Genomic DNA, 13,347 nt, shown 5'->3' on the forward strand with positions numbered 1-13,347 from the left:
ACCGCGGTTCTCACGTACATTGCGGATTCCGGCTATCCTGCATCCGTGGATGCGCGACGGTCCGGTCTGGGTCAGTACCTCCGCGCCCGTCGGGCACTCGTCCAGCCCGAGGACGTCGGACTCGCCCGCGAGCCCGGACGCCGCGTCGAGGGGCTGCGGCGCGAAGAGGTCGCCCGGCTCGCCGGCATCAGCGCCGAGTACTACCTCCGGCTCGAGCGCGGCCGTGACCACCAGCCGTCCGACCAGGTCCTGGTGGCCCTGGCCCGGGCGCTGCGGCTCGACGGTGAGGCGCTCGACTACGTGCGACGGATCGCCCACGCCGAGCGCCGACGGCCCCTCGGCATCGACCCGCCGGGCATCGACGACTCGGTCCGGGCGCTGCTGGCGCAGTGGGCGCACACCCCGGCGTTCGTGATGGACCGGAACCAGGACATCATCCTGTCCAACGCGCTCGCGAGCGCACTCGGACCCGGGTACATGGAACCGGGCGCCAACCTCGTCCTGCAGATCTTCACCGAGGCCTCGCGGCAGCACGCCGTGGACTGGGAGCAGACCGCACACCGCGTCGTCGCCGCCCTGCGCCTGCACGCCGAACCCGAGGACCCCCGCCTGCAGGAGATCGTCGGGACGCTCACCCTGCAGGACCCGGACTTCGCCCGCATCTGGGCACGGCACGACGTCGCCGTCCAGCGCACCGGGACCTCACGGCACTGGATCGACCCGATCGGGTGGATCGAGTTCCGCTGGCAGAACTTCGCGATCCCCGGCAGCTCGCACGTGCTCGTCACCTTCTGGGCCGACCCGGGCACCCCGGCAGCGGCGGCCGTCGCCTACCTCGCGGCGCAAGTCCGACCCGACGTGCGGCGGACGGGTGCCGACGCGCTGCGGACGAGTGCCGACGTGCTGCGCACGGCACCGGTCGACGGCGAACCGATCAGCGGCTGAGCACCGCGCGCAGGGCGTCGAGGTGCGCGGCAGCGTCGTCGTCCGCAGCGGTCCAGACCACCAGCACGTGCTCGGGGTCCTCCTGCCGCCGGAACTGCTCCCACCGCAGCAGGAGCCGTCCGACGAGCGGGTTGTCGAACGTCGTCACACCACGGTGCGCAGCCCGGTCGGCGCCGGCCGCCCACTCGCTCGCGAAGGCCGGGCTCCTGGCCATCAACTCACCGAGGAGCTGTCGGAACCGCGTGTCCGCCTCGTGCTGCTCGAGTGAGTCCCGGAAGGTCGCCGCGGTGCGGTGGGCCTCGACCTCCCACCCGGCGACCGAGTCCTCGACGTGCGGGTTCAGGAACGTGAACCGCGCCAGGTTCGTGCCGACCGTCAACGACGCCGAGACCGCCCCGGCGAGACGGTTCGCCGCCACGACGTCGAGGTACCGGTCGAAGACGACGGCCGGTTCGGCGAGTGCGTCCACGAAGTCCTGGGCCGACGTCGTCGTCGTGCCGTCCCCGTTGTCCATCTTGCTCACGCTAGACGTTCCCCTCGGGGCGAAAGGGGTCCCGCGAGGACCCGGCTCGGCCGACGGCGTGCCCGCCCGCGCGGACCGCGCGGCGTTCCCGACGGTGCCGGGGCCACCGTCCGGGTGCGGCGGGGCCGATCGCTGCGCTGCCTGGGCACGACAGGGACAGGACGGCCGAGGCCGGCCGGACCTAGCGTGGCGACGCCGGCACCACCGCCCGGCACCGCGCCAGCCCGCAGGAGGCCGCCCATGACCGCACCGACCATCGTCCTCGTCCACGGCGCCTTCGCGGACGCCGCCAGCTGGGCCCCCGTCACCCGGGAGCTCCTCGACCGCGGCCACACCGTGCTCGTGCCGCCCGTGTACAACCGCAGCCTCGCCGAGGACGCCGCCTCGATCCGGGCCGTGGCCGAGCACGTCGACGGCCCCGTCGTCCTCGCCGGGCACTCCTACGGCGGCGCCGTGATCACCGTGGCGGGCGAGGCCGCGAACGTCGTCGGGCTCGTCTACGTCGCCGGGTACGTCCTGGACGTCGGCGAGAGCCTCGGCCAGCTGCAGGGCGGGTTCCCGGACTCCGACCTCGCGGCCAACCTCGTGTACACCCCGTACCCGGTCGCCGGAGCCGAGGACGGCACCGACGTCTCGGTCGCGATCGACGCGTTCCCGGCCGTCTTCGCCGGTGGCCTCGACCCGCGGATCGCCGAGGTCCTCGCCGTCTCGCAGCGCCCGTTGTCCGGTGCCGCGTTCGGCGAGCCCGCCTCGGCCGCCGCCTGGAAGACGACCCCGGCGTGGGCCATCGTGTCGTCCGAGGACCACACCATCAACCCCGACGTCGAGCGCTTCGGGTACACCCGCGCCGGCATCACCGACGTGACGGAGCTCCCCGCACCGCACCTCGTCATGCAGACCCACCCGCGGGACGTCGCCGACGTCATCGAGCGCGCGGCCACGGCCACTGCCACGTCCTGACGCGGCCCACCGCCGACGACGCGACCAGCGATCTGCAGGCGACCAGGCCGGGAGGCACGGCGCGCGTCGGACGCGCACCGTGCCTCCCGGACGGTCCCCGGCCCCACCCCGAGGAGGCGACGTGACCGTCGAACCCACCACGACGCCCCGCGGCGGTGCGCTCGCGCCGCTCGCGATCCCGGTCTTCCGCGCCCTGTGGATCGCGGTGCTCGTCAGCAACGTCGGCAGCTGGATGCAGACGGTCGGTGCACAGTGGCTGCTCGTCGACGAGCACGCGGCGCCCGTCGTCGTCGCCCTCGTGCAGACCGCGTCGAGCCTGCCGGTCCTGCTCATCGGGATCCCGGCGGGCGTGATCGGCGAGTTCGTCGACCGTCGAAAGCTCCTCATCGGGGTGCAGGCGTTCCAGGTGGTCGTCGGGGTCGCGATGACCGTGCTCACCGCGACGGGACAGATGACACCGGCGCTCCTGCTCACCGTCACGTTCCTGCTCGGCACCGCGTCGGCCCTGCAGCTGCCCGCGTACCAGGCCCTCGTGCCCGAGATCGTGCCGCGGGCGATGATCACCGACGCGGCGGCGCTCAGCTCGGTCGGCGTCAACGTGGCCCGGTCGATCGGTCCGGCGCTCGCCGGGATGGTGATCGCGCAGCTCGGGGTGCCGTTCGTGTTCGCGGCGAACGCGCTGTCGTTCGCACTGTTCCTCGTGGTCCTCGTCACGTGGCGTGGGTACCGACGGCCGGAGACCCGGGCGGAACCGTTCATCGACGCCACCCGGGCCGGACTCCGGTACGTCCTGCACGCCGGGGTCGTCCGTCGGCTCCTCCTGCAGCTGGCGGCGTTCATGGTGCCGGCGAACGCCCTGTGGGCGCTCCTGCCGCTGGTCGCGGACGGGCCGCTCGGACTCACCTCCGGCGGCTACGGGCTGCTGCTGGCCGCGGTCGGCATCGGCTCGGTCGGTGGCGCGTTCGCGATGCCGGCGATCCGCGCGCGGCTCGGCACCGGCGGCACGGTCGGGGTCGCCTCGGTGGTGTTCGGCGCCACGATGGTCGTCGTCGCGCTCGTCCCGGTGCTGTCCGTGGTCCTCGTCGCGCTGGTCGTCGGCGGCGTCGCGTGGATCGGGGTCGTCACCACCCTGAACGGCACGGTGCAGGCGTTCCTGCCCGCCTGGGTCCGAGCGCGGGGACTGGCCGCCTACCAGCTCGTCCTGTTCGGCAGCACCGCGGTCGGTGCGGCGCTCGCCGGGGTCGTGGCCACGCCGTTCGGCGTCGTCGGGGTACTCGCCGGGGCCGGGGTGGTCACCGCTCTGAGCGCCGTGCTGATCGTCGTGTCGGGGTTCCCGGCGCTCACCGACCGGCAGCGCGCCGTCGCACCGATGCCGTTCGGCGACGTCACGATCGTGCCGGACGACCACGCCGCCGCCACGGGCGAGACCCTGGTGCTCGTGCACTGGACCGTGCCGGACGGCGCCGTCGACACCTTCCGCGCCGCCGCCGCGCTCCTCGGGCACAGTCGGCGGCGGACGGGCGCGCGCGACTGGAACCTGTACCGGGACACCGCGACCGGGCCCGGAGCGTGGGTCGAGGCGTTCCGGGTCGGGTCCTGGCAGGAGCACGTCGACCAGCACGAGGTCCGGCAGACCGGCGACGACGCACGGACCCTCGAGGCCGTCCGCCGGGTCGCGGGGGAGCCCCGCGTCGAACACCTGGTGGCGCCGGGGGTCAGCAGCCCGTCGTCGTCAGCGTGACCGTCGCGACGGCGTCGTTCGTCACCGTCGTCGTCTGCGGGCACAGCTCGCCAGCACGCACCGTGACCGTGCCGAGCGGGACGCCTGCGAAGTCCGCGGTGCCGCCGGGGAACACCCGCTGGTGCTCCGACAGCTTGCCCGTCGACGCGAAGACCTTGACCTCGTACGGGTGGTCGGCGGCGTTGTCCGACACCGTGACCGAGACCTGGCCGGTGGAGTCGTGGGCGCCGCACCCCGCGAGCGTCAGCAGGGCCGCCGCAGCGAGGGCGACGGTGGGCAGGACGGGGCGGGACACGCGTCCAGGGTAGTCCGGCGCCGGGTCGGTCCGGACCGGGGACGACCGTCGCGTCCGCGCGGCGTGCCTGCCCCGTGGACTGGGGTGGTGCGTCCTCCGTAGTGGGGACAGGCCCTGTCCGGTTGGCGCGTTAGCGTGGGTGCATGCACCCGGAGACCGCGACGACCGGCCCAGTCACCAGCGCGCCCGACGCCGTGCGCCGAGCAGCACTGCTCGCCGCGCTCGACGTGGTCGAGGGTGGCGCCGAGGAACGGTTCGACCGGATCACCCGCATCGCGCGTGAGGCCCTCGGCGTGTCCGGCTCGTTCCTGAACCTGGCGGGCGACACCTCGCTGACGATCAAGTCCCAGCAGAGCGACGCCCACTTCGGACCGGTCATCCCGCTGCAGGACACCTTCTGCGGGCGCACGATGGGGTCGCACGGCCCCGTGCTGGTACCCGACGCGCGCATCGACGCCCGCTACTCCGACATGCCGATGGTCGTCGGTGACCCGAACGTCCGCTTCTACGCCGGCGTGCCACTGCGGCTCGGCGACGACGACGTCAAGGTCGGCACCCTCTGCCTCATCGACCCCGAACCGCGGACCCTCGACGCCGACGAGCTCGCCCTGCTCCAGGAGCTCGGCGTCTGGGCCGAGCGGGAACTGGCCGCCGGTGCCGACGAGGACCGCCTGCGCTCGGTGCTCGCGGGGCTCGAACCCGGCACGGTCGACGTGCCCGGCTACCGCATCGCGGGCCTGTCCGTCCCGCACGGCGTCGTCTCCGGCGACTTCCACGACTGGCACCGTTCCGGCGACGACGCGGTGCACCTGACGGTGGCCGACGTCATGGGCAAGGGCATGTCGGCAGGGCTGCTCGCCGCGAACATCCGCGGCGCCCTGCTCGCCCGCGGCGACGTGGCACCCGACGTCGCCGTCGCCGAGCTCGAGGCGCAGGTCGCACCCGACCTCAGCCGCGCCGAGTCCTTCGCGACGCTGTTCCACGGCCGGCTCACCCCCTCGACCGGTCGGATCGACTTCACCGACGCCGGACACGGGCTCGTCCTGCAGCTCCGCGACGACGGCGCCGAGCGGATCCTGCGGTCGTCGGACCTGCCGATCGGGCTGCACCCGGCGGGCATCGAACGTGCCTCGGGATCGCTCGTCATGCGGCCGGGTGACGTGGTCATCGTGGTCAGCGACGGCGCGCTCGAGCTGTGGGACTCCACGCTCGCGTCGCTGTCGCAGCTCGGGGCGCTCTACCGCGAGTCGCCGGACGTCGCGACGTTCCTGCAGCGGGTGCGGTCGCGTGCGGTCGACCACGACCCGGGCGACGACCTGACCGTCGTCGTCGTCGCGCGCGACCTCTGACGACGGGCCGTCGGCGGTCGCCGGCGGTCGTCCGGCTCGCTCGGCGCCGGCGGTCGTCCAGCTCGCTCGGCGCCGGCGGTCGCCCGGCTCGCTAGGCGCCGAGGCGCTCGATGAGCTCGGCGTAGCGCGCGGCGGTGCGGGACACGATCGCCTCGGGCAGCACCGGCGGCGTGCCCTGGCGGTCCCAGTGGGCGCTGAGCCAGTCGCGCACGATCTGCTTGTCGAAGGAGTCCGTGCGACCGTCGGCGCGGGCGTCCCAGTACCGGCTCGAGTCGCTCGTCAGGACCTCGTCCGCGATCCGGATCCGGCCGTCGGCGTCCTGCCCGAACTCGAACTTGGTGTCCGCGATCACGACGTCGCGCTCGAGGGCGATCGCCGCCGCCTCGGTGTACACGTGCAGCGACAGGTCACGCAGCGTCGCCGCGACGTCCGCACCGACCAGGTCCACGGTCTGCTCGTACGAGATGTTCTCGTCGTGCTCGCCCTGGGGTGCCTTGTAGGCGGGCGTGTAGATCGGCTCGGGCAGCCGGTCGCCGTTCGACAGCCCCTGGGGCAGGGCGACGCCGCAGACGCTGCCGGTCTGCTGGTACTCGGCCCAGCCGCTGCCGACCAGGTACCCGCGCACGACGCACTCGACGGGGAACATCTCGAGCGGCATGACGTGCATCGACCGCGACTCGACCTCGGCCGGCACGGGGGTGCCGCCGGACGACGGGCCGATGATGTGGTTCGGCACGTCGCTCAGCTGCGTGAACCAGAACCGCGACAGGCGGGTGAGCAGCTCGCCCTTGCCCGGGATCGGCGGCTCGAGCGCGAAGTCGTACGCGCTGACCCGGTCGGACGCCACGAGCAGCAGCTCGGACGCGCTCCGGATGTCGGGGGTGCCGGTCGGCACGTACAGCTCGCGGACCTTGCCCGACGAGACGTGGTCCCAGCCGGCGATCACGGGCGCGCCGCTCATCGGGTGACCTTCGCGGCGATGTCGGTGCGGTACTGCGCGCCCTGCAGGGTGATGTCGCCGAGTCCCGCGTACGCGCGCTCCCGCGCCTGTGCGAAGTCGGAACCGACCGCGACGACGCTGAGCACGCGGCCGCCGGTGGCGACGAGGGTGTCGTCGAGCACCCCGGTGGCGGCGTGGGCGACGGAGACGCCGTCGCGGGCGTTCGCGGCGTCGATGCCGGTGATGGGTCGGCCGGTCTGCGGGTTCTCCGGGTAGCCCTCGCTCGCCAGCACCACGGTCACGGCGGCTTCGTCGCGGAACTCCGGCGCTGGCGTGCCCCCGAGCTGCCCGGTCGCGGCGGCGAGCAGCAGTCCGCTCAGCGGCGTCGCCAGGCGGGGGAGGACCACCTGGGTCTCCGGGTCGCCGAAGCGTGCGTTGAACTCGATGACCCGGACACCCTGCTCCGTGACGATGAGGCCGCAGTAGAGCAGGCCGACGAACGGCGTGCCCTCGTGCTCGAGGCGACGGACGGTGGGCAGCGCGACCAGCTCGGTGACCTCGTCGACGAAGGCCTGCTCGGACGCCCAACGATCGGCCAGCCACGGCAGCGGCGAGTAGGCGCCCATGCCGCCGGTGTTCGGTCCGAGGTCGCCGTCGGCCAGGCGCTTGTAGTCCTGCGCGGGGCTGAGCGGGCGGACGTCGTGCCCGTCGCTCAGGAAGAACAGAGAGACCTCTTCGCCGTCGAGGAACTCCTCGACCACGACGTGCCCGTGCTGCAGCCAGTAGGTGGCGTGGTCGATCGCGGCCTGGCGGTCCTCGGTGACGAGGACGCCCTTGCCGGCGGCGAGACCGTCGGCCTTCACGACGTACGGTGCGCCGAGTTCGTCGATCGCCGCGACGGCCTCGTCAGCCGTGCCGGCGTACACCGGGCGACCCGTCGGCACGTTCGCTTCGGACATGATCCGCTTGGCGAAGGCCTTCGACCCCTCGAGCTGGGCTGCGGCCTTGCCGGGCCCGAAGACCGGGATGCCCCGGGTGCGCACGGGATCGGCCACGCCCGCGATGAGCGGTGCCTCCGGCCCGACGACGACCAGTTCGACACCGTTCTCGATCGCGTACTCGGCGACGAGCGCACCGTTCGTGGGGTCGAGGGAGACGGTCTCGACGTCGGCGGCGATGCCGGCGTTGCCGGGAGCGGCCGTGATGACGTGGCCCGCCCGTTCAGCGAGGAGGGCCGTGATGATCGCGTGCTCGCGGGCACCGGAACCGAGGACGAGGATTCGCACCCGATCACCCTACCGAGGAGGACTCGCCCCCCGCGAGGCGACGGCTAGCCTGTGGAGATGCCACCCAGGAGGATCGAGGACGCCGCCGGCCGCGCCGCACTGACCGCCGTGCAGCAGGGCGACACGGCCAGGGCGACCGTCGCGACCGCCGTCCGGTGGACCCTGCAGCGCCTCGCCGACGACGTGCCCGGCAACAGCGTCGAGGTCCGGGTACCGCCGTTCGCCGCGGTCCAGGCCGTCCCCGGCCCGCGTCACACCCGTGGTACGCCGCCGAACGTGGTGGAGACCGACGCCACGACGTGGCTCGCGCTCGCCACCGAGGAGCTGACCTGGGACGAGGCGGTCGCGCAGTCGCGCGTCAGCGCATCCGGGTCGCGCGCGGACCTGACGGCGTTCCTGCCGGTGCGCGTCGCGCTCTAGTCGCGTCGACCACCGGCCCGCTGGAAGCGACGGAGCCGAGTACCTAGGCGGACGAACCGAATTAGGTAGTCCCTACCGATGCGGCCGCATGAACCGCACGCCTACGCTTGAAGTCGCCGGGATTCGGACCCGACCCGAACGGGTCCGAACCCGGCGACAGGGACCAAGGTACGCGAAGTTCCACACAACGTGTCAACCGGACCGGCGCGTCGTGCTGCAATGCGCAACGTTCTTGCGTGACAGGGCGGCTCAGAAGAGGCCGGCGAGCTCCGACCGCGCGTGCACGTCCCACTTGGCGAACACCCGCGACAGGTGGGCGTCGATCGTCCGGGTGGAGAGCCCGAGCTCCTCGCCGATGAGGCGGTTGCTCAACCCCCGCGCCGCGAGCTCGGCGACCTGGTACTCGCGGTTCGTGAGCGGTGGTTTCGGCCGACCCGCCGTGACCGCCATGCCGTGCGACGCGAGCACCCGTTCCGCCGCGATCACCCGCGTGCGGTCACGTGCGGTCAGGGCGTCGGCGTACTCGACGATCGCCGCGGCGAGCGGTCCGTCGACCCGGGCTGCCGCCCCGCGCATCCGACCGAGCGACGCGCCGGTGTCGCGCCCGTGCAGCATGTCCATCGCGTAGTGCAGCGTCTGCGCGTACATGACGTGCGTCCACGCGCCGCTCGCCGTGGCGCGGTCGATGATGTCGTCGGCGTGGCGGAGTCCCGCGGGGTTGCCGAGCACCGCCTCGGTCCAGGCGATCGTCACCGCGACCTGCTCCCCGGTGATCCGCATCGCCCGCTGCGGGGTGGCCCGCGCACGGTCGAGGGCACGCGTCGCGTCCTCGGTCCGGCCGGCGTAGGCGTACGCCATCGCGAGCCGCGCCCACGGGTACGCCGCGAAGCCGCCGTGGTCCGCGACGTCGTAGCGCTCGCAGGCGGCCGAGAACGCCGCGATCGCGTCGTCCCAGCGCCGTTGCCCGATGGCGAGGTTGCCGTCCCCGATGAGCTCGAGCGTGAAGTCGTACTTCAGGTACGGGTTGGAGCGCCGGACCGGCACCTCGGTGAGCAGATCGGCGAGGTCGCCCCGCCAGACCTGCACCTGGTGCAGCACGGACACGATCTCGCCGACGCTCCAGGGAGCGTCCTCGAGGTGTTCGACCGCGGTGGCCAGGGCGCGGCGGCCGAGGGCCGAGGCGTCGTCGAGCCGGCCGGCCGTCGCGAGCGCCATGATCGCGCAGGGGGCGACGCAGAGGAAGACGAACGGGATGGTCGGGGCGTGCACGATGCCGCTGCGTTCGAGCTCGGCCCGGACCTCGTCGAAACGCCCGCCCCAGCCGAGGTGCGCGAGCCGCAACAGGCGGAGCCGTTCGACCGCTTCGCCGGACACCAGGCGGCTGGCGGCGTCGGTGAGCGCCACGGCGGCCAGCACGTCGTCGTCGTGGAACTGCCGGATGTTGGCGAGGATCTCGCAGGCCTCGACCACGAACGCGTCGTCCACCGTGGCGTGGTCCGCACGGACGACCGCCCAGGCCGCCTCGGCGTCGGCGCGACCGGCCTCGCGCCCGGCGCTGTACGAGTACGCGAGTGACCGCAGGCAGCGCGCGGCGACCTGCTCGTTCGGGTGCAGCGTCCGACGGAGTGCGGCGGAGGTCAGGGCGATCGCGCTCTCGTGCTCCTGCAGCCGCACCGCGACCTGCGCCGCGTCGAGCAGCTGCTCGACCGGCGGCACGACACCGCATTCGAGGGCCCAGAGCGCCGACCGCAACCGTGCGGCGGGCGGAGCGCCCTCGGGACTGTCGGCGCGGAAGGCGTTCGCCCGGGCGAACAGCGCCGTGCGCCGGGCCACCGGGACCAGGGCGCGGATGACCTCGCCGACGAGCGGGTGCTGCGGACGGGCCACCGCGGCGCCGTCGTCGAGCGAGTCGATCCGGACCAGACCGAGTGCGACCACGCGGTCGACGTCGCCGCCGCTGACCAGACCGAGCAGCCGCGCGAGCGGGATCGGGTCGGCGAGTGCCACGATGTCGACGACGTCGCGCAGGTCCTCCGGCAGCGCGCCGAGCTCGGTCCGGTACATGTCGGCGAGGCTGTTCGACGCGGTCACCCGCCCCCGCCAGTACCACCCGGACGCCGTGTGCTCGAGGGCGCCGGAGGTACGGGCGGCCCGGACGACCTCGCGCAGGTAGAGCGGGTTGCCGGCGGTCGCGCGGTGCACCCGCTCGGCCGACGCGTTCTCGAGCTGCGAGCCGAGCGCCTCGGCCACCAGGGTCGACGTCTCGCGCAGGTTGAGCGGCTCGAGGTCGATGCGCTCGAGCAGGTCGTCCTGCCACAGGGCGCGGAGCGGTTCCGACAGCGCGGTGAAGTCGCGGCAGGTCAGGACGAGCCGAACGCCCTGGTGCCGGACGAGCCACGCCACGTACCGGGCGGAGATCGCGTCGAGGTGGTCGGCGTCGTCGACGCGCAGCAGGACGTCACGGTCCGCGAGGTCGGCGATCGCCCGGAGACGCTGCTCGGCCCCGGAGTCGTCGGACAGCTCGGACAGGGTCGCCGGCAGCTCGCCGAAGCGGTCCGAGATCGCCCCGAAGGGCATCGACCGCCCGGTGGCGACGGCGGTGATGGGCACCACGACCGTGCGGCCGGAGCCGTCCCGTCCGGCGACGCGGTCGGTGACGCGGGCCGCGACGGTGCTCTTGCCGAGACCGGGAGCGCCGACGAGCGCGACGCTCCACCGGTGCTCCGCGACGACGGACACGGCACGGTCCTCCTCGCGACGCTGCATCACGGGCCAGGTCACGCGCGCCGGGATGCCGGGGGTGCGGCCTCGCCCCCGTACGGTCCGTTCTCGCATCCGTGTCACCTCCTGCCCATGGGATACCAAGCGGTACGGATCATCCTCTCCCGGATCGGAGTGCGCGCACAGGCCGGGGGACGTCCCACAGTGGGGGACAATGGGTGGGTGAGCAACACCGATCGACCCGACGACCAGCCGGTCCCGGCCCCCGCGCCGAATGCCGTCTCCACCTCCGACGAGGTCACGATCCGTCGTGCGCCGAAGTTCGGGGTGTTCATCGTCGGCGGCGCGGTGCTCGGGTTCATCGCGACCCTGATCGTCGTCTCGCTCACCATGAACCTCGGTGGCCAGCAGGAAGAGTCGAGCTTCGGCAGCCTCGTGGGCTACTTCAGCCTGTGGGGCGTCACGATCGGCGCCTTCGTCGGCGCGGTCGTCGCCGTCGTGTTCGACCGGGTCTTCGCCCGGCGCGCGGCCCGCCTGACGGCGGAGCGCGTCGAGGTCGAGCTGCCGCCCGAGACGGTCGACGGCGAGATCGACGAGCACGGCGACCAGCGGCCGTAGCCGCGGGCGATGACGGACGGGAGGCCCGTGGCGACACCGCCACGGGCCTCCCGTCCGTCAGGTGGGTGCGTCTCGGACGCGACCTAGCTGAGCTGGTTCGCCTCGACCCAGGACAGGTACTCCGGGCTCACGGTGCCCGTGACGTACTCGCCCGTGAAGCAGCTCATCTCGAGGTCGGTCACGTCGGAGCCCTCGATGATGGCATCCCGCATGTCGCCGATCTCCTGGTAGATCAGGTGGTCGCTGCCGAGCACCTTGTTGATCTCCGGGATCTTCCGGTCGTGGGCGATGAGCTCGTCGCGCGTCGGCATGTTGATGCCGTAGACGTGCGGGAACCGGACCGGGGGCGCGGCGCTCGTGAAGGTGACCTCGTTCGCACCGGCGGCGCGGGCCATCTCCACGATCTCCTTGCTCGTCGTGCCGCGCACGATCGAGTCGTCGACGATCAGGATGTTCTTGCCCTTGAACTCCGACGACATCGCGTTGAGCTTCTGCCGGACGGACCGCTTGCGCTCCGCCTGGCCCGGCATGATGAACGTCCGGCCGACGTAGCGGTTCTTGTAGAAGCCCTCGCGGTACTCGATGCCGAGCTTCCGCGCGACCTGCATGGCCGCGGGCCGCGACGAGTCCGGGATCGGCATCACGACGTCGATGTCGCCCGTCGGCGCGTACTGCTCGATGGTGTCCGCCAGCCGGTTGCCGAGGCGCAGGCGGGCGTCGTACACCGAGATGCCGTTCATGACGGAGTCGGGCCGCGCCAGGTACACGTACTCGAACGAGCACGGCACGAGCCGCGGGTTCTTCGCGCACTGCCGGGCGTGCATCTGCCCGTTCATCTCGATGAAGATCGCCTCACCCGGGGCGACGTCGCGGACGATCTCGTAGCCGCCGGACTCGAGCACCAGCGACTCGCTCGCCACGACCCACTCGGGCTGGCCGGCCTCGTCGAACTTGTGCCCGAGGATGAGCGGCCGGATGCCGAACGGGTCGCGGAAGGCCAGGAGCCCGTGGCCGGCGATCGTCGCGATCGTGGCGTACGAGCCCTCGACGCGCTCGTGCACGCGCTCGACGGCGTCGAAGACCTGCCCGGCGTCGAGGTCCGTGCCGCGGACCTGCCCCTGCAGCTCGTGCGCCAGCACGTTCACCAGGAGCTCGGTGTCGCTCGTCGTGTTGAGGTGCCGACGGTCGATGTCGAACAGCTCGCGCGTGAGTTCTCGCGTGTTGGTGAGGTTGCCGTTGTGCACGAGGACGATGCCGTACGGCGCGTTCACGTAGAACGGCTGCGCTTCTTCCTCGTTGCTCGCCGCGCCCTTGGTGGCGTAGCGCACGTGGCCGAGGCCCATGGTGCCGAGGAGCGCGCGCATGTCACGGGTGCGGAACGCTTCCCGCACGTGACCGCGGGTCTTGTGCATGTGGTGCACGTGACCCTCGACCGTGGCGATGCCCGTCGAGTCCTGCCCGCGGTGCTGCAGGAGGAGCAGTGCGTCGTAGATGGATTGGTTGGCGGGGCCCTGTGCAACGAGGCCGACGATGCCGCACATTCGCGGGT

General features: G+C 72.8%; 12 protein-coding genes. 6 read left to right on the forward strand and 6 right to left on the reverse strand.

Going from position 1 to position 13,347, the window contains the following annotated elements; translation table 11 throughout:
• Positions 1-45 precede the first annotated feature (45 nt).
• Positions 46-945 carry a helix-turn-helix domain-containing protein gene (locus ACXKZB_RS03485; RefSeq protein ID WP_488824727.1) on the forward strand — a complete coding sequence of 300 codons (900 nt, stop codon included), beginning with the start codon at positions 46-48 and terminating at the stop codon, positions 943-945.
• Here the strand turns inward: ACXKZB_RS03485 and ACXKZB_RS03490 are convergent.
• Positions 935-1,459, reverse strand: coding sequence for an MmyB family transcriptional regulator (locus tag ACXKZB_RS03490; protein ID WP_488824728.1), 525 nt, complete (start codon positions 1,457-1,459; stop codon positions 935-937). The two genes, ACXKZB_RS03485 and ACXKZB_RS03490, sit on opposite strands and share 11 nt — an antisense overlap.
• Positions 1,460-1,708: 249 nt before the next feature.
• Here ACXKZB_RS03490 and ACXKZB_RS03495 point away from each other — a divergent pair, with 249 nt between their 5' ends.
• Together ACXKZB_RS03495 and ACXKZB_RS03500 are read left to right on the forward strand one after the other, a co-directional pair.
• Positions 1,709-2,428 carry an alpha/beta fold hydrolase gene (locus tag ACXKZB_RS03495; RefSeq protein ID WP_340197917.1) on the forward strand — a complete coding sequence of 240 codons (720 nt, stop codon included), beginning with the start codon at positions 1,709-1,711 and terminating at the stop codon, positions 2,426-2,428.
• A 121-nt stretch (positions 2,429-2,549) separates the two neighbouring features.
• Positions 2,550-4,169 carry an MFS transporter gene (locus ACXKZB_RS03500; RefSeq protein WP_488824729.1) on the forward strand — a complete coding sequence of 540 codons (1,620 nt, stop codon included), beginning with the start codon at positions 2,550-2,552 and terminating at the stop codon, positions 4,167-4,169.
• On the opposite strand, the gene ACXKZB_RS03505 is transcribed toward ACXKZB_RS03500, so the two are convergent.
• Entirely contained in the window at positions 4,144-4,464 is a 321-nt protein-coding gene (locus tag ACXKZB_RS03505) for a hypothetical protein (RefSeq protein WP_488824730.1), read from the reverse strand. The genes ACXKZB_RS03500 and ACXKZB_RS03505 overlap by 26 nt on opposite strands.
• A gap of 143 nt (positions 4,465-4,607) precedes the next feature.
• On the opposite strand from ACXKZB_RS03505, the gene ACXKZB_RS03510 reads away from it, so the two are divergent.
• Positions 4,608-5,813 (forward strand): PP2C family protein-serine/threonine phosphatase, encoded by a 1,206-nt coding sequence (locus ACXKZB_RS03510; protein ID WP_488824731.1) that lies wholly within the window; start codon positions 4,608-4,610, stop codon positions 5,811-5,813.
• Positions 5,814-5,904: 91 nt separating this feature from the next.
• On the opposite strand, the gene ACXKZB_RS03515 is transcribed toward ACXKZB_RS03510, so the two are convergent.
• On the reverse strand, positions 5,905-6,774 hold the full coding sequence (locus ACXKZB_RS03515) for a phosphoribosylaminoimidazolesuccinocarboxamide synthase (RefSeq protein WP_488824732.1): 870 nt from the start codon (positions 6,772-6,774) through the stop codon (positions 5,905-5,907).
• A complete protein-coding gene (purD, locus tag ACXKZB_RS03520) occupies positions 6,771-8,039 on the reverse strand; it encodes a phosphoribosylamine--glycine ligase (protein WP_488824733.1) in 1,269 nt (422 codons plus the stop codon). Before purD ends, ACXKZB_RS03515 begins: the two co-directional genes overlap by 4 nt.
• Before the next feature lie 57 nt (positions 8,040-8,096).
• Between purD and ACXKZB_RS03525 the strand changes: the two genes are divergently transcribed.
• The gene (locus ACXKZB_RS03525) at positions 8,097-8,459 is read left to right on the forward strand and encodes a sterol carrier family protein (RefSeq protein ID WP_488824734.1); all 363 of its coding nucleotides are present in this window, start codon (positions 8,097-8,099) and stop codon (positions 8,457-8,459) included.
• A 249-nt stretch (positions 8,460-8,708) separates the two neighbouring features.
• On the opposite strand, the gene ACXKZB_RS03530 is transcribed toward ACXKZB_RS03525, so the two are convergent.
• Positions 8,709-11,240, reverse strand: coding sequence for a helix-turn-helix transcriptional regulator (locus ACXKZB_RS03530; RefSeq protein WP_488824735.1), 2,532 nt, complete (start codon positions 11,238-11,240; stop codon positions 8,709-8,711).
• 162 nt (positions 11,241-11,402) lie between these two features.
• Between ACXKZB_RS03530 and ACXKZB_RS03535 the strand changes: the two genes are divergently transcribed.
• A complete protein-coding gene (locus tag ACXKZB_RS03535; RefSeq protein WP_111085569.1) occupies positions 11,403-11,798 on the forward strand; it encodes a hypothetical protein in 396 nt (131 codons plus the stop codon).
• An 83-nt stretch (positions 11,799-11,881) separates the two neighbouring features.
• Here ACXKZB_RS03535 and purF read toward each other — a convergent pair whose 3' ends face one another.
• Positions 11,882-13,339 carry an amidophosphoribosyltransferase gene (gene purF, locus ACXKZB_RS03540; protein WP_123310271.1) on the reverse strand — a complete coding sequence of 486 codons (1,458 nt, stop codon included), beginning with the start codon at positions 13,337-13,339 and terminating at the stop codon, positions 11,882-11,884.
• Positions 13,340-13,347 lie beyond the last annotated feature (8 nt).

Source organism: Curtobacterium sp. ABR8 (assembly GCF_057812125.1).

Coding starts and splice junctions, on each gene's coding strand:
- ACXKZB_RS03490 (WP_488824728.1), bottom strand. CDS start 1,459: ATGGACAACGGGGACGGCACGACGACGACGTCGGCCCAGGACTTCGTG.
- ACXKZB_RS03495 (WP_340197917.1), top strand. CDS start 1,709: ATGACCGCACCGACCATCGTCCTCGTCCACGGCGCCTTCGCGGACGCC.
- ACXKZB_RS03510 (WP_488824731.1), top strand. CDS start 4,608: ATGCACCCGGAGACCGCGACGACCGGCCCAGTCACCAGCGCGCCCGAC.
- ACXKZB_RS03515 (WP_488824732.1), bottom strand. CDS start 6,774: ATGAGCGGCGCGCCCGTGATCGCCGGCTGGGACCACGTCTCGTCGGGC.
- ACXKZB_RS03525 (WP_488824734.1), top strand. CDS start 8,097: ATGCCACCCAGGAGGATCGAGGACGCCGCCGGCCGCGCCGCACTGACC.
- purF (WP_123310271.1), bottom strand. CDS start 13,339: ATGTGCGGCATCGTCGGCCTCGTTGCACAGGGCCCCGCCAACCAATCC.